The organism is Actinomycetospora sp. NBC_00405 (assembly GCF_036044095.1).
Classification (GTDB): domain Bacteria; phylum Actinomycetota; class Actinomycetes; order Mycobacteriales; family Pseudonocardiaceae; genus Actinomycetospora; species Actinomycetospora callitridis.
In genome coordinates, this window is sequence record NZ_CP107938.1 from 5,177,482 (window position 1) to 5,196,909 (window position 19,428).

General features: G+C 76.5%; 19 protein-coding genes. 9 read left to right on the plus strand and 10 right to left on the minus strand.

The genetic code is table 11. From position 1 onward, the window contains the following. Positions 1-36 precede the first annotated feature (36 nt). The 4 genes from OG774_RS25555 to OG774_RS25570 are packed head-to-tail and all read right to left on the minus strand — an operon-like array spanning position 37 to position 3,879. The gene (locus tag OG774_RS25555; RefSeq protein WP_328305131.1) at positions 37-1,245 is read right to left on the minus strand and encodes an OmpA family protein; all 1,209 of its coding nucleotides are present in this window, start codon (positions 1,243-1,245) and stop codon (positions 37-39) included. Beyond that, positions 1,242-2,255, minus strand: coding sequence for a hypothetical protein (locus tag OG774_RS25560; RefSeq protein ID WP_328305133.1), 1,014 nt, complete (start codon positions 2,253-2,255; stop codon positions 1,242-1,244). Before OG774_RS25560 ends, OG774_RS25555 begins: the two co-directional genes overlap by 4 nt. Beyond that, positions 2,252-3,025, minus strand: coding sequence for a hypothetical protein (locus tag OG774_RS25565; protein WP_328305134.1), 774 nt, complete (start codon positions 3,023-3,025; stop codon positions 2,252-2,254). The genes OG774_RS25560 and OG774_RS25565 overlap by 4 nt, the downstream gene beginning before the upstream one ends. 2 nt (positions 3,026-3,027) lie before the next feature. Beyond that, a complete protein-coding gene (locus tag OG774_RS25570; protein ID WP_328305136.1) occupies positions 3,028-3,879 on the minus strand; it encodes a hypothetical protein in 852 nt (283 codons plus the stop codon). A 302-nt stretch (positions 3,880-4,181) separates the two neighbouring features. Between OG774_RS25570 and OG774_RS25575 the strand changes: the two genes are divergently transcribed. Both OG774_RS25575 and OG774_RS25580 read left to right on the plus strand, forming a co-directional pair. Beyond that, positions 4,182-4,790: a vitamin K epoxide reductase family protein gene (locus tag OG774_RS25575; protein WP_328305137.1), complete on the plus strand. Its 609-nt coding sequence runs from the start codon at positions 4,182-4,184 to the stop codon at positions 4,788-4,790. After that, entirely contained in the window at positions 4,787-6,988 is a 2,202-nt protein-coding gene (locus OG774_RS25580) for a heavy metal translocating P-type ATPase (RefSeq protein WP_328305138.1), read from the plus strand. The genes OG774_RS25575 and OG774_RS25580 overlap by 4 nt, the downstream gene beginning before the upstream one ends. A gap of 96 nt (positions 6,989-7,084) precedes the next feature. Here the strand turns inward: OG774_RS25580 and OG774_RS25585 are convergent, their stop codons facing one another. From OG774_RS25585 to OG774_RS25600, 4 genes are all read right to left on the minus strand, one after another. Next, positions 7,085-7,813, minus strand: coding sequence for a DsbA family protein (locus OG774_RS25585; RefSeq protein WP_328305139.1), 729 nt, complete (start codon positions 7,811-7,813; stop codon positions 7,085-7,087). Between the two features lie 100 nt (positions 7,814-7,913). Further along, a complete protein-coding gene (locus OG774_RS25590) occupies positions 7,914-9,755 on the minus strand; it encodes a cytochrome c oxidase assembly protein (protein WP_328305140.1) in 1,842 nt (613 codons plus the stop codon). A gap of 103 nt (positions 9,756-9,858) precedes the next feature. After that, positions 9,859-10,647 carry a zf-HC2 domain-containing protein gene (locus OG774_RS25595; protein ID WP_328305141.1) on the minus strand — a complete coding sequence of 263 codons (789 nt, stop codon included), beginning with the start codon at positions 10,645-10,647 and terminating at the stop codon, positions 9,859-9,861. Next, complete coding sequence (locus OG774_RS25600) at positions 10,644-11,201, minus strand: sigma-70 family RNA polymerase sigma factor (protein WP_328305142.1); 558 nt, start codon at positions 11,199-11,201, stop codon at positions 10,644-10,646. The genes OG774_RS25595 and OG774_RS25600 overlap by 4 nt, the downstream gene beginning before the upstream one ends. Positions 11,202-11,532: 331 nt before the next feature. On the opposite strand from OG774_RS25600, the gene OG774_RS25605 reads away from it, so the two are divergent. The 3 genes from OG774_RS25605 to OG774_RS25615 are packed head-to-tail and all read left to right on the plus strand — an operon-like array spanning position 11,533 to position 13,944. Continuing rightward, the gene (locus OG774_RS25605; protein WP_328305143.1) at positions 11,533-11,778 is read left to right on the plus strand and encodes a hypothetical protein; all 246 of its coding nucleotides are present in this window, start codon (positions 11,533-11,535) and stop codon (positions 11,776-11,778) included. Beyond that, the gene (locus tag OG774_RS25610) at positions 11,775-12,491 is read left to right on the plus strand and encodes a DUF5134 domain-containing protein (RefSeq protein WP_328305144.1); all 717 of its coding nucleotides are present in this window, start codon (positions 11,775-11,777) and stop codon (positions 12,489-12,491) included. The genes OG774_RS25605 and OG774_RS25610 overlap by 4 nt, the downstream gene beginning before the upstream one ends. A gap of 31 nt (positions 12,492-12,522) precedes the next feature. Beyond that, positions 12,523-13,944 (plus strand): PepSY-associated TM helix domain-containing protein, encoded by a 1,422-nt coding sequence (locus OG774_RS25615; protein ID WP_328305145.1) that lies wholly within the window; start codon positions 12,523-12,525, stop codon positions 13,942-13,944. Here the strand turns inward: OG774_RS25615 and OG774_RS25620 are convergent. After that, positions 13,932-14,741 carry a class I SAM-dependent methyltransferase gene (locus OG774_RS25620; protein ID WP_328305146.1) on the minus strand — a complete coding sequence of 270 codons (810 nt, stop codon included), beginning with the start codon at positions 14,739-14,741 and terminating at the stop codon, positions 13,932-13,934. The two genes, OG774_RS25615 and OG774_RS25620, sit on opposite strands and share 13 nt — an antisense overlap. Positions 14,742-14,851: 110 nt before the next feature. Here OG774_RS25620 and OG774_RS25625 point away from each other — a divergent pair, with 110 nt between their 5' ends. The 4 genes from OG774_RS25625 (at position 14,852) to OG774_RS25640 (ending at position 18,268) form a co-directional block, all read left to right on the plus strand. Beyond that, positions 14,852-16,198, plus strand: coding sequence for a UDP-glucose dehydrogenase family protein (locus OG774_RS25625; RefSeq protein WP_328305147.1), 1,347 nt, complete (start codon positions 14,852-14,854; stop codon positions 16,196-16,198). Positions 16,199-16,321: 123 nt separating this feature from the next. Beyond that, positions 16,322-16,795, plus strand: a complete 474-nt coding sequence (locus OG774_RS25630; RefSeq protein WP_328305148.1) for an SRPBCC family protein — start codon at positions 16,322-16,324, stop codon at positions 16,793-16,795. Positions 16,796-16,878: 83 nt separating this feature from the next. Next, positions 16,879-17,676: a DUF1990 family protein gene (locus OG774_RS25635; RefSeq protein ID WP_328305149.1), complete on the plus strand. Its 798-nt coding sequence runs from the start codon at positions 16,879-16,881 to the stop codon at positions 17,674-17,676. Positions 17,677-17,914: 238 nt separating this feature from the next. Continuing rightward, positions 17,915-18,268, plus strand: coding sequence for a hypothetical protein (locus OG774_RS25640; protein ID WP_328305150.1), 354 nt, complete (start codon positions 17,915-17,917; stop codon positions 18,266-18,268). 56 nt (positions 18,269-18,324) lie between these two features. On the opposite strand, the gene OG774_RS25645 is transcribed toward OG774_RS25640, so the two are convergent. Then, the gene (locus OG774_RS25645; RefSeq protein ID WP_328305151.1) at positions 18,325-19,383 is read right to left on the minus strand and encodes an endonuclease/exonuclease/phosphatase family protein; all 1,059 of its coding nucleotides are present in this window, start codon (positions 19,381-19,383) and stop codon (positions 18,325-18,327) included. Between the last annotated feature and the right edge of the window lie 45 nt (positions 19,384-19,428).

Below are 19,428 nucleotides of genomic sequence, written 5' to 3' on the forward strand. Positions count from 1 at the left end.
CGCGCGCCGGGGTGTCGACCGCGTGTCACCGGACGGTTACCCGGTGGGCTCGACGATCACCGTGCGGTTGGCGCTGGCGGGGCCGGGCAGCTGACGGCCGCCGGAGCCCACGTCGTTGACGTAGCCGGGGAAGCGGCTGCCCACCCCCCGCGTGGAGATGCGGTCCGCCGGCGCTCCGAGCTCGACGAGCAGGGCCTTCACCGCCTCCGCGCGCCGGGTCGACAGGTCGACCTGGCCGGCCTCGGTTCCCGCACGCGCACTGGTGCCGGTGAGCGCGATCCGTCGCGACGGCGATTCCGTCAGGAACTGCGCGAACGGCGTGAGGACGGCGCGCGCGGCATTCCGGTCGCGGAACTCGGCGGTGTCGGGCTGGAAACCGACGGAATTGTCGTCCGGGAGCGCGGTGGTCTGCCCCGGCGTGATCGTCGGCGGCGGCGGGACGTCCACGATGCTCACCGCCGGCGCGTCGCTCGGGGCGTCCCCACCACGGGGCTCGTCGACCACCGCGACGCACGAGGCACCGCCCGCGGTGGCGATCGCCGTCCACAGCGCGACCAGTGAGGAGCGCTGGGCGGGGCTGAGCGCCGGTTGGGGCTCGGCGACGTCGCCGAGGCCCGCGAGGACGACCGTCTCGCCCTGCAGCCCCGGCAGCGCGTTGTTCGCGCGCAGGGCCTCGACGGTCTCGGCGGGCGGTGCGTCGAGCAGCCCGCGCTGGCGGAAGTCGAGCGGGGCGACCGTGGAGAGCCCGGAGTCGACGAGCACGACGGTGCCGGGCCGGTTGCCGCCGGCGGACCGCCCCGCGAGGTCGAGGGCGGTGAGCACGTCGACCTCGGGTGTCTGCGCGCGCAGGCCCGTGACCGCCTCGCCGAACCCGTTGAGGAACTGGTTGCGGTCGTCCTCGGCGGCGATGCCGTTGCCGGCGTCGCTGGAGAACGTCTCGCTGCCCGCGGACACGGGCCGGCCGTCGACGTTCACCAGCGTGACGCGGGGCTCGTAGCCCTCGTCGACGGCGCGGGTGAGCACCGAGACGGTGGCGTCCTGGACGGCCTGCGGCAGGCCCGGCTCCGGGCTGTTCGAGCGGCCGGAGACCGCGAACGCCAGGGGGCCCACCGGTACCGGGCAGGACAGCGCGCCCCCGCCGCCGCCGGAGAACCCGCCGCCGGCGGCGTCCTCACCGCTCGAGCAGCCGGCGGCCAGCGCCGCGGCCAGCAGAACGGACAGCAGGCCGGCAGTGCGGCTCGTCAACGATGGTCTCCGTTCGGGCTGGGCTCGGGGACGGTCGGGGTGAACGGGCGCATCTCCGGCGGCGCCTCCTCGCCGGGCACGACCTCGTTGGCCGGCGTGAACAGCGGGTAGAACGCCGAGCCGGTGAGCCCGTCGGTGACCGACGGGTTGCCCTTCTTCGAGGCCATGAGGGTGCGGGCGTAGTTCTGCAGCTCGAGCATCTCGGCGACCACCTGCTGGCGGGCCGCGCGCCAGCGCTGGTCCTCGCGATCGCGCTCGTTCTCCTGCTGGCGCAGCGCCTCGCGGGCCCGCTCCAGCTCGGCGCGACTCGCGCGCTCCTTCTCGGTGGCGTCGTGCATGCGGCGCTCGGCGCGGCGCAGCGCGCCCGCCACCGGGTTGAACGACAGGAACGTCGCCACCATCGCGGCGATCCCGCTGGCCAGGAACAGGGCGCCGAAGAGCATCGCGGGCAGCAGGGCCGTCAGCTCGATGCCCGACGAGGAGCCGCCGAAGCCGCCGCCGGACCCGCCCGAGCCGAACCCCCCTCCACCCGAGCCACCCGACCCGAAGCCACCACCGGACCCGGACCCGAAGCCGCCGGACGAGGAGCTGCTCGGGGTCATGAGCCGCGTGTAGAACGCACTGACGCCCAGCACGAGCCACGTCAGCGCCGCCAGGACGGTGAGGGTGACCGACGCGCGCGGGTCGCCGCACCGTCGCCGCGCCAGGCCCTGGCCGACGAGGTGCGCGAGCCCCACCGCCGCGGCCGCGAACCCGACCGTGCCGAGCACGATGAGCAGCGGCGAGCCCCGGAACACGCGGGCGAGCACGACGTAGAACGCCGCGATGTCGCCGCCGATCGCGAGCAGGATGATCGTCAGCGAGAGGTAGTCCTCGCGCGAGCGGTTGATCATCAGTGTGGCGTCGCGGTAGGAGCGCGGGCGGACTCCGTCCCGGTCGCCGCTGCGCTCCCCGTCACGGTCCCTGCGGGAGCGGCCGAAGCGCGCGCGAAGACCGCCGTCGGCGCTCATCGGCCCGACCTGTCGGCCCTGTCGGCACGGTCGTCGGTCATCGGGTCTCCACGGTCGGGGGAGGACGGCGCAGTGTAGGTCGACGGGCCGGCCGGCCCGCGCCCGGACGGCGGGCGCGGGAGGGGCCCGGTCGGCGGATCGGCCGGGGGCACGTAGAAGTCCTCCGTGCGGTCACCCCCGCGGGCCCCGGTGCGGTCCCCGGTGCGATCCGCGTGTCGCCCCGCGTCACGGCGGACGGGCTGCCGGTCGTCCTCACCGCCGACCGGCTCGGTGAGCCGCTCGCGGGCGTCGTCGTAGTCGCGCCGGGCGATCGCGAGCGCGCGGCGGTCGCGCTCGTGCGCGGCCTCGGCGTCGGCCAGCTGCTGGCGCGCCCCGCCGACGAGGCGGTCGATGACGGCCTGGTGGTCGGCGTGCTGGGAGTCGATGCGCGAGAGCCAGCCCGAGGCCCAGGACGCGATCAGCGGGTCGAGCGCGCTGCCGGTGCCCTCGTCGACGCCCTCGAGCAGCTCGGCGACGAGCGTGCGCACGCGACCGCGGGCCGCCCCGATGTCGGGGGTCGCCTGGTTCGGGTACGGCATGGGCCCGACGCGGTCGGCCGCGTAGACCTGGGCGAAGCGGCGCTCCTCCGGGGACGCCGACGCGAAGCTCACCCCGGGCAGGTGCGAGAGCGGCGCGCCCGAGGATCCCTGCTGGGGTCCCGACGGCGGCGTCGGTGTCGGGGGACGGGCGGTCTCGCTGCGGCGCCCGGGCCAGAACCTGCGGGTGGCCATGGCTACTCCTGGTGGGTCGGGGCGCCGGACCCGGTGGCGGTCTCGGGGGCACGGCGGGCGGCGGGTGCGGTGGCGGTGCCCCACGGCGGGGTCGCGCCGTGCGGTGACGACGCCGGGACGGGACCCGTGTCCCCGGCACCCGCGGCACCCGGGTCGGCGGTCTCGGCGGCGACGACCCACCCGGGGACGACGGGGTGCTGGGCGGCCAGCGCGGGGCCGATGCGGTCGCCGGCCGGGTGCCGGCGCACGAGGTGGCGCTCGTAGGCGCTGACCCGCCGCATGACCTGAGCGTGCAGCCGGCGGACGCGGGTGGCGCCGACGAGCTCGCACGCGCGGATGGAGCTGCCCAGCCGCGCGAACTCCACGCGCATCTGCGTCAGCTGGGAGTGCAGTCGCGCGCCCTCGTCGACGAGGGGCCGGCGGGTCGCCTCGTGCTCGCGGGCGCGGCGGGCGGCGACGACGTCGTCGGCGGTCTCGCCCTCGCCGCCGCGGCGGACGGCGAGCTGGTCGGTGTCGAGGAGCACCGGCAACGCGTCGAGGCGCGCCCGGGCCCGGGCCAGCGCCTCCTCGGTCTCCGGGAGGCGCGCCGCGAGGGTCGCGCGGGTCTGGTGCATCGGCGACACCTCGAGGTCGACGCGCAGCCGCTCGCGGTGGACCCGGGCCAGGAACATCTGGTGGAACTCCTCGAGCGCCGGCGTCCCGACCGGGCGGCCCGGCTCGAGGCTCGGCAGCCCGGCGCGGGCGTCGGCGCGTGCCTGCCACCAGTCGCGGCCCCGGGCGAACCAGCCGTAGCGGGGCAGCGGCGAGCCCGTCGCGGAGGGGGACGGTCCGTCCGGCCCTGCGGGCCTGGTCATCGGGAGCTCGTCCGGGGCTGCCGTTCCACCTGGCGGGTTCCTCCTGCGTCGGCCCGGGGTTGCACCGGTTGCGTCCGTCGAGTCTAGGCGGCCGCCCACGGCGCCCCCGCGCGCGACCGGTGCTCCGCGCCGGCCGATGCCTTCGGCACGTGAGCGATATGGGCCGTCCCGGCGACCCATATCGCTCACGTGCGCAGCATCCGGGAACTCGCGGGGGTCCTTCGACGACCGGTAGGACGATGGCCACGATCCCGTCCCCACCCACCGATGTCCTCCCCGTCGTCAGGGCGCACCATCAGGGGGTGGACGTCTCCGACATCCGGGCGGCGGTCGAGCCGGCCACCACCTCCCGCGCGGCAGGTGGTGTGCTGCTCGTCGGCGGCCTGGTCGGCGCCGTCGTGTCGCTGCTGCTCCTGCTCGACAAGCTCGCGCTGCTCGCCGACCCCACGTTCGTCCCGTCGTGCAGCATCGACCCGGTGCTGTCCTGCGGCACGATCATGCGGACGGCGCAGGCGTCGGTGCTCGGCTTCCCGAACCCCGTGATCGGGCTGGCGACGTTCCCCGTCGCCGCGGCCCTGGGCGCCCTCGTGCTCGGCGGGACCGCGCTGCCGCGCTGGGCCTGGTGGGGCCTGCAGGCGGGCACGACCGCCGGGATGCTGTTCGTGCACTGGCTGATCGTCCAGAGCCTCGTGGTGATCGGTGCGCTGTGCCCGTGGTGCATGGTCGCGTGGGTCGCGGTCATCGCGATGTTCTGGTCCGTCACGGTCGAGAACCTGCGCGCGGGCCGGCTCGGCGGTGCGCCGGCGTCGCTGCGCGGGCACGGCTGGGGGCTCGCCGCCTGGTACCTCGTGATCGTCGTCGCGATCGTCGCGACGTTCCCCGCGTGGGCGGCGGGACTGGTGGGGCTGTGACGGCACCGTCCGCCGCGTCCGCCGTCGTCGACCTCGAGATCGGCGGCATGTCGTGCGCGGCCTGCGCGGCCCGGATCGAGCGCAGGCTCAACCGCCTCGACGGCGTCGAGGCCAGCGTCGACTACGCCGGCGAGGGCGCGCGGGTCGTGCTCGCGTCGCCGGACGTCACGACGGCCACGGTCGTCGAGACCGTCGGGAAGCTCGGCTACACGGCGCGGCCGGCGCGTCCGCCGTCCTCCGTGTCCTCGGGCGACGGGGGCGACGGGCCGTCCGACGACGCGGAGCTGCGGGACCTCTGGCGTCGCCTCGTGGTCGCCGCCGCGCTCTTCGTCCCGGTGGCCGACCTGGCGCTGGCGATGGCGGCGGTGCCCTCGCTGCGCTTCCCCGGCTGGCCGTGGGTGCTCGCGGCGCTGGCCGCGCCGGTCGTCGTCTGGTCGGCGTGGCCGCTGCACCGGCGCGCGCTGGCCGGGCTGCGCCACGGCACGACGTCGATGGACACGTTGGTCTCGCTCGGGATCGTCGCGGCGACCGTGTGGTCGCTGGTCGCCGTCGTGCGGGGCGCGGGACCGGCGCCGGCCGCGAGCACCTGGGACCTGCTGCTGCACCCCACCGGCCCGGTCTACCTCGAGGTCGCGGCCGGGGTGACGACGTTCGTCCTTGCCGGGCGCTACGTCGAGCGCCGCGCCCGCCGCGCCTCCGGCGACGCGCTGGCCGCGCTCGCCCGGCTCGCCGCGCGCGACGTCACGGTGCTCGACGACGAGGGCGACGAGCGTCGCGTGCCGGTGGGCGAGCTCCGCGTGGGCGATCGGTTCGTGGTGCGGCCCGGCGAGAAGGTCGCGGCCGACGGGCGGGTGGTGTCCGGGCGCTCGGCGGTGGACCGCAGCATGCTCACGGGGGAGCCGGTGCCGTCCGAGGCGGAGGCCGGCGACCCCGTGGTCGGCGGCACGGTGGCGGTGTCCGGGCGGCTGGTGGTCGAGGCGACCGCCGTCGGCGAGGCGACGGCGCTGGCCGGGATGGTGCGCCTGGTGCGGGACGCCCGCGCCGACAAGGCCGACGTGCAGCGCCTCGTCGACCGGATCTCGGCGTGGTTCGTGCCGGCGGTGGTCGTGCTGTCCCTCGCGACCGGGCTCGGGTGGTGGCTCCTCGGCGCGGACTGGTTCTCGCCCGCCCTCGCCGTGCTCGTGATCGCGTGCCCGTGCGCGCTGGGCCTGGCGACGCCGATGGCCATGGTCGTGGCCTCGGGACGCGGCGCCCGGCGCGGCATCTTCCTCAAGGGCCACCACGCGCTCGAGACGAGCCGCCGCGTCGACACCGTGGTGCTCGACAAGACCGGGACGCTGACGACGGGGCGGATGACGGTGGTGGCGGTGCTGGGCCCCGAGATCGTCCTGGCGCGCGCCGCGGCCGTCGAGCGGGGCTCGGAGCACGCGATCGCGACGGCGGTCATGGCGCACTGTCCAGAGGACGTGCCCGCACCGGTCGACTTCGTCGCCCTGCCCGGGCTCGGCGCGCGGGCGGTCGTGGACGGCGTGGAGGTGACCGTGGGGCGCCCCGACCTGTTCGACGCCGGGGTGCCCGAGGGCCTGCGCGCCGACTGGAACGCCGCCGAGGAGGCGGGCCACACCGTGGTCGCGGTCGGGTGGGACGGCGTCGTGCAGGGCGCGGTCGTGCTCGCCGACGACGTGAAGGCCAGCGCGGCCCCGGCCGTCACGGCCCTGCGTGCCGCCGGCCTGCACCTGGTGCTGCTCACCGGCGACCACGAGCGCGCCGCCCGCACGGCGGCCACGGCCGTGGGGATCGACGACGTCGTCGCCGGCGTGCTGCCCGAGGGCAAGCTCGCCGTCCTCGCGGAGCGCCGCGCGGCGGGTGCGGTCGTGGCCATGGTCGGCGACGGGATCAACGACGGCCCGGCCCTCGCCGCCGCCGACCTGGGCCTCGCCGTCGGGACGGGCACCGACGTCGCGCTCGAGGCCGCCGACGTGATCCTCGTGCGCGACGACCTCACGGCCGTCCCCGAGGCGCTCGCCCTCGCCCGCGCCACCCACCGCACGATCCGCGTGAACCTCGCCTGGGCGTTCGGCTACAACGTCGCCGCGATCCCGCTGGCCGTCGCCGGGCTGCTCAACCCCCTGCTCGCCGGCCTGGCCATGGCGCTGTCGTCCCTGCTCGTCGTCTCCTCGAGCCTGCGCCTGCGCTGATCGCTCTGCGTCGCGATGATCAGGGGCACCTGGTGCGCGCCGCGGGCGACCACTCCGTGGATGACGCGCCCCTGATCACCGGGTCGGAGAGCGCCGTCAGCCGCCCAGCACCTGGTCGAGCTCGGTCGAGCCCTGCTGCTGGAGCTTCCCGTCGACGACGATGGTCGGGGTGCCGAAGCTGCCCTGGCGCTGGAGGGCGGGGTCGTTGGACGCCTGCTCGAAGTTCTGGGCGATCTCGCCGGCGTGGCGGTTGCTCGTGACGCACTCGGCGTAGCCGGGCCCGGCACCGGCGCGCTGGCCGAGGTCGACGAGCTGGGCGGTGTCGTAGCCGCGGCCGTTCTCGGGCGGCTGGGCGGCGTAGAGGCTCGCGTGGACGGCGGGGAAGGCGCCGTTCTCGGCCGCGCAGATGATCGCGTTGCCGCCCGCCGAGGAGTAGCCGGGCGGGTTCGAGCGCTGGTCGAGCAGGTTCACGAGGTGGTAGCGGACCTGCACGCGACCGGCCGCGATCGCCTGGGTGATCGGCTCGCCCGCCCGCTGCTCGAACGCCTGGCAGGCCGGGCAGAGGGCGTCCTCGTAGAGGTCGATGGTGTGGGGCGCCGGGCCTCCGGCGGTCACGACACCACCCTCGACGGTTGTCGGGTAGGACGCCGCGACCGGGGTGAGCGGGATCGCCTGCCCCGAGGCGTCCGAGGAGCCGCCGCCGGAGAACAGCACACCCCCGAAGACGACGGCCGCGACCAGCACCACGGCGACGATCCCGACGATCATCGGCGTCCGGGACGTCGTGCGCTTCGGCGGAGCGGGGCGCTTCGGGCGCGTGGCCATCCGGGGGTTCCTCCTCGTGTCTGTGGCGCCGACCTTCCGGCGCTCGCCCTGCCGGTCGCGCCGCGGGGCCCGTCGGTTCCCGGCGGGTCGTGACGGGCGCTCAGCGGCCGCGGGCGAGGTCGGCGAGCATCGCGTTCCACGCCGCGAGCTCGGCGTCGCCGTCGCGGTCGGCGTGCCGGTCGCGGCGGGTCGCGTCGCGCTGGTCGGCGCGCGACCACTGTACGAGCAGCGCGATGACCACCACGAGCAGCGGGACCTCGCCCGACGACCACGCGATGCCCCCGCCGAGGTGCTGGTCGGCCAGCAGGTCCGGCACCCACGGCAGGGCGAGCTGGCGGAAGAACTGCTCGCCGATCACGGTGCCGCCGCCCATCAGCGCGACGCCGAAGAACGCGTGGAACGGCATCGCCGCGAGCAGCAGCGCCAGCCGCCCGAGGTGTGGCACCGGCCGGGGCGCGCGGTCGACGCCGATGATCGGCCAGAAGAAGAGCGCGCCGGTGAGCAGGAAGTGGGTGAACATCAGCTGGTGCGCCCAGTGGTAGGGCAGCGCCAGCGCGTAGAGCGGCGAGAAGTACAGCGCGTAGAACGAGCCGACGAACAGCGCGAGCGACACCAGCGGGTGGGTGAGCACCCGCGTGAGCGGGGCGTCGAGCAGCGACAGGAGCCAGGCCCGGGGACCGTCCGGTGTCGCGGGCAGGGCGCGCAGCGCGAGCGTCACCGGTCCGCCGAGCACCAGCAGGACCGGGACCAGCATCGACAGCAGCATGTGGACGCCCATGTGCGCGCTGAACGTCGCCATCGCGTGGGAGCCGAGCCCCGAGCTCGTCGCCCACAGCAGGAGCGCGCACCCGGCGAGCCACGCGCCGGTCCGTCCGGGCGGCCAGGCGTCGCCGCGTCGACGGAGTCGCCACACACCGGCGAGGTAGGCCCCCGCGAGGACGAGCGCCACCACCGCCCACAGCAGGTTCAGCCGCCCGGGCCCGAGCAGGCCGAGCAGGGTGGGGGCGTCGAGCGAGTAGCCGAGCAGCGTGTCCTGGATGGTCGTCGGGGCCGCGAGGGCCGGGGCCGGTTCGGCGGCGAGCAGGGCGGCGACGCCGGCGGCGCCGGTGAGGAGCACGAGCGCCTGACGCCGCGCCACCACGGCGACCACGAGCAGCACCAGCAGGACGAGCGCGAGCGGGCCGTGCACGCCGGTGAGCCAGGCCCCGCGCACGAGGACCACCTCGACGACGACGGTGCCGGCGAGGGCGACGCCGGCGGCGACCGAGACGACCGGACGGGCGCGGGCGGCCGCCGTCCGGTCGGGTCCGGGCGCAAGGATCTCGAGCGCGAGCAGGCCGAACCACACCGCGCCCGCCACGGCGGCGAGCGCGGCGGCGTCGGTGGCGAGGTCGTGCCCGGCGCCGGCGCTCGCGACCTGCCCGGTGACCACCGGGGCGACGACGGCGAGCGCGGCGAGCGGCAGTGCGCCCACCGCGGTGCGCCACGACAGCGTCACCCGGCACAGCGCCCACACGACGGCCGCGAGGACCGCGGCCACGAGGAAGCCGGCGGGCTCCTCGAGCGCGCCGGCGGCGGCGAGGAACGCGTCCGGGGCGACGAGCACGCGGGCGTCGCCGCCGGTGCCGCCCAGCACGGTGAGCGCGGCCGCGGCCAGGGCACCGGCCGCCCAGACGCCGGCCGCGGCGCCGGCCCGGCGCACCGCGCGGTAGCCGTGCGCGCCGAGCGCCCGTCCGCCGCCCGTGGTCGGCCGCGCGATCACGGCGCCGAGCAGGCCGCCCAGGCAGGCACCGCCCGCCAGCAGCACGACGAGGCGGGCGAGCGGCGTCGCCACCTGCACCACGGTCGGCGGGGCGGTGACGCCCAGCGCGGCGTACGGCGCGCCGCCCCGCAGGAGGGCCACGGCGACGACCCCGGCGACCACCGCGCCCACCGCGCCCACCGCGCCCACCGCGACGGCAGCGAGGGCGCCCCTCGCCGCGCCGGACGCGGCGGGGGCGTCCCTCGCTCCGGCGCCAGGCACGCCGCGTTCAGGCGCGCCCGGATCACGCGACGTCGGACTCACGCTCCCAGGGCCTCGGCGCCGGCCGGGTGGGGCCGTCGTCGGGGACCACGTCCCGGCCGCCGGGCCGCCACCACCGCGCCCCCGGGCTCGGGCCCGTCCCGGGACGCGGCCCGGAGCGGACGACCGCGAGCCCGAGCAGGAACCCGGCGACGAGCACGAGGTGCGACACCACGCGGCCGGGCTCCACGCGTCCCGCGACCAGGTCGAGGCCGCTGAGCACCGCGAGCACCGCGATGAAGGCGCCCAGCACCGGCAGCAGCCCCGCGAGGTGCCGGGTGAACAGCGCGCCGATGACGAAGGCGACGCCGAGCGCGAGGTTCCACGCCGCCGTCTCGTGCGTCGCGTGCGCCATGCCGGCGCCGAGCACCATGAACGGATCGGTCATCGCGTGGGTGTGCGTCGCGGCGCCGAGCAGCGAGACGAGCCCGAGCACCGCCTGCGCCAGCCCGACGGCGGCGAGCCCGGCCCGTGCCGACACCCCGCGCCACCGCACCGACGCAGCGGGGGCGGCGCCGACGACGCGGTCGACCAGATCGGGCCCCGGCCCGACCGCCGCCGTGCGCGCGTGCCGCGTCACGAGCGCGGCGTCCCGCTGCCAGGACCGGCAGGCGGCGCACCCGTCCAGGTGCGCGTCGACCCGCGCCTGCTCGGCGGCGTCGGCCTCGCCGTCGAGGGCGGCCGACATCGCCTCCCGGCACCCGTCGCAGTCCATGGCGTGCTGGTCGTCGCGACCCGCGCCGGAGTTCCCGGCGTTCCCCGCGACCCTCACCCCGAGCGGTGCGGCCGCTCGGCGGGACGGTCGGCGAGCGCGTCGACGAGGTCGGCCCGGGCCCGCGCGACGCGGGACCGGATCGTGCCGATCGGGCACCGGCACACCTCGGCGGCCTCCTCGTACGACAGCCCGATCACCTGGGTGAGCACGAACGCCTCGCGACGGTCGGGGTCGAGCGCGTCGACGGCGTGGCGCACCGCGACCGACTCCGCGAGGTCGCCGCGCGGGGCACGCCCCACCGGGCGGTCGTCCTCGGACAGGGGCGCCGGGCTCACCGGACGGCGGGAGCGGCGGCGCAGGTGGTCGGCGGCGACGCGGCGCGCGACCGAGAGCAGCCAGCTGCGGGCGGGGGCGTCGCCCCGGTACCGGCGCAGCGAGCCCAGGGCCCGCTCGTAGGTCTCCTGGGTCAGCTCCTCGGCGACCGACGGGTCGGCGAGGTGCACGAGCAGACGCCACACCTGGTGCTGCGTGGCCGCGACGAACTCCCCGGCGGCGCCGCGATCGCCGTCCCGGGCGCGCAGCGCCAGCGCGGTGATCCTCGCGTCGTCCACCGGAGCTCCTCGTCGTGTGCCACCGTCGGGCCACCCGCCGTCCGCGTCGTCGCGGGGCGTCCCGAAGTTCCCGGGCGTGACCGTCCCGACAAACGGGGCTCGGCGTCACGCCGACGGTGCCTACCGTGCTGCCGCTGACGGTAGGCGCTCCACCGGATCGTGCTCGCGGAGCCCTGCGCGGCGGTCACCTGAGAAGGAACGGGTGATCCCCTGAGAACGCTCGGCCGTCCGGGCACACCGGGTCGGTGCGGTGGGGCGAGCGGTATGCCACCGGACCGCATCGCCGTACCGTCGCCGCTGGTCACGGACAGCCCACGCCCTGGAGGACGCCATGACGGACCACGACCCGCCGGCTGTCGGTCTCACCGGGGGCCTGCAGCACGTCGCCACGTTCTGCGGGCAGTGCTCCTGCGGGTGCCCCGAGCTCTACGTCGACCCCGACGCCGACGACGAGCGCCGCGTGGTGATCACCGACGACTTCGGCCAGCGCATCCAGATGAGCCTCGCGCAGCTCGCCGTGATCGTCGACGACGCCCGCAACGGGGTCCTCGACGGCCTCCTCGCCGACGCCACGTGAGCCTCCCCGCACCCCTCGCGGGGTTCCTCGCCACCCTCCTGCTGGCCGCCGCGGCCCTCTGCGCGGTGAGCTTGTGGCGGCGCCGCGCCCGTCACGAGCGCGCGGCGGCGGCCGCCGAGGCCAACCACGTGGTGATGGGCCTCGGGATGGCGGCCATGGTGCTGCCCGCGACCGCCGATCTCGTGCCCCCGGCGGCCGGGGCGATCGCCTTCGGCGCGCTCGGCGTCGTGTGGGCGGTCCGCCTGCTGGCGCTGCGCCACCGGGGTCGTCCGCTGGGCTCGCCGGTCGGCGGCGACCGGTGCGGCGCGCACCCGACCCACCTGCTGCTGAGCAACGCGGCGATGGCCGTGATGTACGTGATCATGGTGCCGACCGGCGGGATGGCCGGCACCGCCCACGGCGCCGGCCACGCCGGGCACGGCGCGTCGGCGGGCTCGATGCCGCTCGCGCTCAGCGCCGTCGCGACCGCGCTCGCGCTCTACCTGGTCGTCCACACCGTCGCCACGGTCGCCGTGCTGGTGCGCCTGCGCGCCCCGGCCGCCGTGACGGTCGGCGGCGGTGGGACAGGGAGCGGGCCAGGTGGCGGGACGTTCGCCGGTGGCGGTGCCGGCGTCGGCAGTGCGCTCGGCCGTGCCGTCGACGCCCCCGCCGTCCAGCTCGGCTGCCAGGCCGTCAGCGGGGCCGCGATGGCCCTGATGCTCCTCGTGCACTAGCTCCCCGCCGACACCCCGAGAGGCTCCCCCCGTGACCGTCGACGAGCAGCCGGCGCCCCCGGCCGCCGCCCCGCCCGCTGCGGGCACCTGGTCGCTGCTGCGGCCCCTGGTGCTGCGCATCCACTTCTGGGCGGGCGTGCTCGTGGGGCCGTTCCTGCTGGTCGCCGCCCTGACGGGGCTGGTGTACACGCTGATGCCCGCCCTCGAGCCCGTCGTCTACCGCGACGAGCTGACCGTCCCGCCCTCGGACGCGCAGGTCCCGCTCGCCGACCAGGTCCGCGTCGGCATGGACGCCCTGCCGGGAACCGAGCTGCGTGCCGTGCGCCCCGGGGCGACCCCCACCGACACCACCCAGGTGATCGGAGGAGATCCGAGCCTCCCCGAGTCCTTCTACCGCACCGCGTTCGTCGACCCGCACACCGGCGACCTGCGCGGCGTGCTCGAGACCTACGGCTCCGGGCAGGCGATGCCGCTGCGCGCCTGGGCCGATCAGCTGCACCGCAACCTGCACCTCGGCGACGCCGGCCGGCTCTACACCGAGCTCGCGGCCTCCTGGCTGTGGGTGCTCGTGCTGGCCGGGCTGACGCTGTGGATCGGGCTGGTCCGGCGCCGGCGCAAGGAGCGCGCGAGCGCGCTGCTCGTGCCCCGCACCACGGGCGGCCGTCGCGCCCGGCTGCTCTCGTGGCACGCCGCCGTCGGGCTGTGGGCGGCGGCCGGGCTGCTGTTCCTGTCCGCCACCGGGCTGACGTGGTCGACCTACGCCGGCGAGAACATCAGCACGCTGCGCGCCCAGCTCTCGTGGGAGACCCCGGAGCCCGAGACCGCGCTGCCCGGCACCGTCGCCGTGGCGCCGGAGGCGGGCGAGCACGCGGGCCACGGCGGCACGACCATGCCCCAGCAGCCCACCGCGGCGACGCCCGCGTCGTTCGACGTCGCCGCCCGCGCCGCCGCGGACGCCGGGCTCGACGGGCCGCTCGACATCACCCCGGGCGGCGAGGGCGCGGCCACGACCGTCAGCCAGATCGACCGCACCTGGCCCCAGCGCCTCGACGCGATCGCCGTCGACCCCGACACCGGGCAGGTCACCGACGTCGTGCGCGGCGACGACTGGCCGCTCGCCGCGAAGCTCGCGCGCTGGGGCATCGACGCGCACATGGGCCTGCTGTTCGGGGTCGCGAACCAGGTCGTCCTCGCGGCCCTCGCCACCGGCCTCGCCTGCATGATCGTTTGGGGCTACGTCCTGTGGTGGCGCCGCGGGCCCGGCCGACGGCCCGGTCACGTGCCCGCCGACGGCGTCCTGCGGTCGCTGCCGCGGGGCCTGCTCGTCGGGGTGGTCGTCGTGACGGTCGCGGTCGGCGTCGCCGTCCCGCTGCTCGGCGCGAGCCTGCTGGTGTTCCTCCTGCTGGAGACACTCCTGGACCGGCGTCGGACGGGCGAGCCTCAGAACGTGTAGCGGTGCAGCCGCATCGCCTCGCGCAGGACCGGGACGGCGTCGAACCCGCGGTAGAGCCAGTGCCGCGGGCCGACGGTGTCCGCGGACGCGAGCTCGGAGACGGTGACGTCGTCGCGCTCGCGCAGCCGCGGGTGGCGGGCGGTCAGCTCGGCGCCGTCGAAGCCCCAGGCGAAGCGGGTGTCGACGCCCAGCAGCCGGAACGCGGCGTTCGAGACGGGCAGCGTCCAGCCGGCGACGGCGTCAAACGCGACCTCCCCGGTCGCACAGCGGGTGAGCAGCCGGTCGAGCACGGCGTGCACGTCCGCCGGGGCGAGGTACATGAACAGGCCCTCGGCCAGCGCGAGCGTCGGGCGGTCGGCGTCCAGCCGCTCCCACCAGCCCGGGTCGGTCACCGACGCGCTCACCGTCTCGAGGTCGTCGGGCAGGTCGTAGACCCGGCGGCGCAGGTCGGCGACGCGGGGCAAGTCGACGTCGATCCAGCGCGATCCGGGCGGGCGCGCGATGCGCAGCGGGCGGCTGTCCAACCCGCACCCGGGGTGCAGCACCTGGCCGTCCGGGTGCTCGCCGAGGAACGCGACCGTCCACTCGTCGAGGCGCCGCGCGCGGGAGCAGATCGTCGCGGTGTCCGAGCTGAACCAGCGCAGGGCACCGGGGTCGTGCTGCACCCGGGCCAGGACCTCGCCGGCGAACCGGTCGCCCAGCACCGGGCGGGCCGAGCGGGCGTCCCGCTCGCGCAGGTAGAGCGTGATCAGCATGGTCGTCTCCGACCCGCGGAGGTCGACCGACTCCGGCGACATGCCGTCACCTTGGCACCCGGAATGCCCGGCGGGGGACCACGACCGCGTGCCCGGAGCGTGATCTGGCAGCGTGTGGTGCGGATTCGTCGGCGGAGACCTAGGGGGAAGCCGTGTTCACGCGTCGGGTGGCCGTGGTGGGGACGGGCTATGTCGGTCTGACGACGGGGGCGTGTCTGGCGTCGCTGGGGCACCAGGTGGTGTGCGCGGACATCGACACGGCGAAGGTGGAGCGGCTGCGCCGTGGTGTGGTGGACATCGTGGAGCCGGGCCTGTCGGAGCTGGTGACCGAGCAGGTGTCGGCGGGCCGTCTGTCGTTCGTGGTGGGGGCATCGTCGGCGGTCGCCGAGCACACCGATGGGCTGGACGCCGAGGTGGTGTTCCTGTGCCTGCCGACGCCGATGGGTGTGGGCGGGGTCGCGGACCTGCGTGCGGTGGAGGCGGTGGTCGAGGAGACCCGCGAGCTGCTGGCGCCGGGCACGGTGGTGGTGAACAAGTCGACGGTGCCGGTGGGGACGGCGGCGCGGACCGCGGAGCTGCTCGATCGCCCGGACGTGTCGGTGGTGTCGAACCCGGAGTTCCTGCGTGAGGGCTCGGCGGTGCACGACTTCCTGAACCCGGACCGGATCGTGGTCGGGTGCGACGCGGCGGAGGCCGCGGAGCGGGTGGCGGCGCTGTACGCGCGGCTGGGGGCGCCGACGGTGCTCACGGACGCGGCGTCGGCGGAGCTGATGAAGTACGCGGCGAACTGCTTCCTGGCGATGAAGCTGTCCTACGTCAACGCGATGGCCGAGCTGTGCGAGCGGGTCGGGGCCGACATCGGCGACGTCACCGAGGGCATCGGCTACGACCGCCGGATCGGGCAGGCGTTCCTGTCGCCGGGCCCGGGGTGGGGCGGGTCGTGCCTGCCGAAGGACACGCACGCGTTGCTGCAGGTCGCGGACGCGGCGGACTTCGAGTTCCGGCTGCTGCGCGCGACGATCGACACGAACACCCGGCAGCGGCAGCGGGTGGTGGACAAGGTGCGCGCGGCGGTGACCGGGAAGCGCACGGGCTCGCTGACGCGGGTGCGGCTGGGCCTGCTGGGGCTGACGTTCAAGGCGGGCACCGACGACCTGCGGGACTCGCCGGCGCTGGCGATCGCGGCGCTGCTGCGCCAGGCCGGGGCGGACCTGGTGGGCTACGACCCGGCGCTGGTGGCCGACCCGGGGAACCCGGACAAGGTGGTGCGCGACGAGGTCGAGGGCGTGCCGCTGGTGGCGGACCCGCTCGAGGCCGCGCAGGGCGCCGAGGCGGTGGTGGTGCTCACCGAGTGGCCGGTGTTCCGGACGCTGGACTGGACCGCGATGGCCGGGGTGATGAAGCAGCCGGTGGTCATCGACACCCGCAACCTCGTCGACCCAGCCACCCTGCGTCGCGCCGGCCTGACCGGCATCGGGATCGGCCGCCGGGACGCCTGACCCGGACGCCTGACCCGGACGCCCGGGGGTCGGGGGTGGCCCGGGCACCGACCCCCGCCTACCGTGGGTGGACGTAGGGGGCGGCCGCGGGCCGCGTGCCGAGTCTCATCGGAGAGGCGAGCCATGCGCTGCGAGATCGCGGTCGACATCGACACGTGCCCCGACCACGTCTGGGCCGTGCTCACCGACGTGACGCGCTGGCCGCGGTGGACCTCCGCGGTCCGTGACGCGAGGCTCGTCGGCGGCGGCGCCCTCGCGCTCCACGGCGTGGTCCGCCTGCGCGCCCCGCGCCTGCCCGAGCGCGTCTGGCGCGTGTCCGAGTTCCATCCCCGCCGCCGCCGCATCACGCTGAGCGACGAGGGTCTCGGCGCGCGGGCGAGCGTGCGCTTCGCCCTCGCCGCCCCCGACGGCGACGGCGCCCGCACGCGCGTCACCGTGGTCCACCAGCGCGCCGGCTGGGTCGGCGGCACGGTCGCGTGGATCACCGCGCGCACGATCGAGGCGCATCTGCAGACCCTCGCCGGGGACCTCAAGAAGCACTGCGAGACCCGTCGCCGCGCCGGCGACGCGGCGCGCGTCGCCAGCACGGTGTCCTGACGCCCCGACCTCGTCCGACCCCGGTCGACGTGACGTCGGCGGCGTCGGGGGAGGAGGGCGCCCGTGCGGGGTACGCAGGACCCATGACGGCCATCTCCACGACGCCTGTGCCGGCCCGTGAGCTCTCCCTCGGCACCTCCACCTGGATCCCCGGGCCGCGACAGGTGCTGCGCGAGGCCCTCATGCTGACCCGCCTGCCGCGCGGCGTCGCGGGCGTCCTCTGGCGCTGCGTGCGCCCGGACGTCGCGGTGCACGTCGTCGAGGAGATCGGCGACCACCGGGACCTGCCGCCGCGCATGACCGACGCCACCGACCGCGACCAGCCCCTCGAGGCGGGGTACGGGCCGGCGCTGCACCGCGAGTTCCGGGTGCGCGTCGTCGGCGCGCAGCGGGGCGCGGTCGAGCTCGTCGACGCCCTCGCCCGGAACATGAACCGCGCGGTCGTGCCCGGCGTCGCCCGCTTCGACTACGTCGCGGCGAGCGGGGCGATGGCGGTCGGCGAGGAGCTCGTCGTGCGCATGCCCGGGCCCTGGGACGGGCCGGTCAAGGTGCTGCACCGCGATCCGACGTCGTTCCTGCTGGGGACGCTGGTCGGGCACCTCGAGGCCGGCCAGATCGAGTTCGCGGCCCGCGACCTCGTCGACGGCGACCTCGAGTTCGCCATCACCACCTGGGCCCGCGCGGGCGACCCGGTCGCCGACGTGCTCTACAGCCGCCTCGGGCTGGCCAAGCAGATCCAGTACCTGCTGTGGGTCGAGTTCTGCGCGCGCGCCGTCGCCCTGGCCGGTGGGCGCACCCCGGGCGGTGTGACGGTGCGGACCCGCACCGTCGCCTGGCCCGACGAGATTTCTTCCCCCCAGATTTCTCCGGAGACGGTGTAACGACCCGCGGACCCGACACGACATCCCGAGTGCCCCGTGCGGCCACCGGACCCCCGACCCGGTGGCCCACGGGGCTTCATCGTGCCGGGTCGTGTCCGGGTCGTCTCCGCGGCCGTCTCCCGGCCCCTCACCGGTCCGTGCGCGACGCCCCTCCCTCCCGTGTGACTCATGATCACGCAGGGACACGCGGGGACGATGTGACACCGGACGATCGCTCGGTGGACGTACCCTCGTCCGCGTGGACGACGACGCGAGGGTGACGACGGCGATCGTCGGCCTGCTCATCGCGTTCTGCGCCCTGCTCCTCGCCAAGTGGCTCGCGGTGTTCGCCCTCGCCGCGCTCCTGCTCGTGGTGATCCTGCGCTTCGCGCTGCTCCGGGTGGTCCGCTCGGTGCGCGGCCGTCGCGCGCCCGCCGCGCTCGCGGTCGTCGAGCCCGACCCCGGCCCCGTCACCGGTCCCCACCGCGTGGTCGTGCCGATGCCCGACTGCTCCTGGTGCGGGCTCGTCGGCGGCCACCGCGACCTGCGCGGCGAGCCCGTGCGCCCCCGGCACGCCCACGCGATGCCGGCGCCGGCGCGGCACGCGTCCTGAGTCGAGGCCTGCTACAGCCGGGCCTCCTGGAGCCGGGTCTCCTGGAGCCGGGCCTCCTAGAGCCGGAGGTGCACGAGCAGGGCGCGGTGGTCGGAGCCCGGCACGTCGAGCACCGTCACCTCGCGGGCCCGCGGGCCGCCGCTGGTGAGCACGTGGTCGATCTGCGCGCCGACGGCCCGGGGCCATCCCGCGTTCCAGGTCGCGGTCAGGCTCTCGCCGCGCTCGGTGGCGGCGTCGGCGCACCCCCGGGTGCCGGAGCGGAACGCCGAGTGGTCCGGTGTGGCGTTGACGTCGCCGACGACGAGCGACCCGCCACCCGGCCGGGAGCACCACCGCTGCAGCAGCTCGAGCTCACCGGGCCAGTAGCCGATCCACCCCGGCACGATCGAGACGACGTGCACCGCGCCGAGGTGCACCGGGCCGAGGATCCCGCCGGTGACCTCGGCCCACGGGTAGCGGGTGTCCGTCGGGGTGCCGGGGGCGTCGGAGATCGTCCGGGCGGTGACGTCGCCGGCGCGCGGTGACGCGAGGACGACGATGCCCCGGACGTCGGCGGCACGCGCCGGCACGTTGGTCCACGACCGGTAGCCGGGCACCAGGGCCGCGATCCGTGCGCGGAAGCGGTCGCCGGCCTCGGGCAGCACGACGAGGTCGGGACGCTCGCGGCGGATCACCTCGGCGAGGGCGTCGACGTCGGCGTGGCCCTCGAAGGCGTTGAACGACAGCACGGTCAGCGGGGTGCCGCCGGGCGGGGGCGGCTCCTCGGCGATCGCGCGGGGGACGACGAGCGCCGCGGCGAGCGCGACGACCACCGCCACGCCGGCGAGTCCGACGGCGCCCGCGCGCCGCCGTCGGGGCCTGTGGAGGCGCACCACCAGCGCGAGCACCACGCCCGCCGCCACGAGCACCGTGAGCAGGGGCCGCAGGGCCGCGAACACGGCGAACGGCAGGTGGTGGTCCAGACCGACCAGGTCGGGCAGGAGCACCAGGGCGGCGAGCACCACGGGGACGACCGCGAGACCCGCCGTCGCCACCGCCCGGCGCCACCCGCGCCGCGGCGCGCCGGGCGCCGGCTCGGGGCGTCCCCGCACCAGGTCGGGGACGCGGCTGGGCATCGAGCCAGGTTAGGGGCCCGGGGTGCCGGTCGCGCGTGAGGCCAG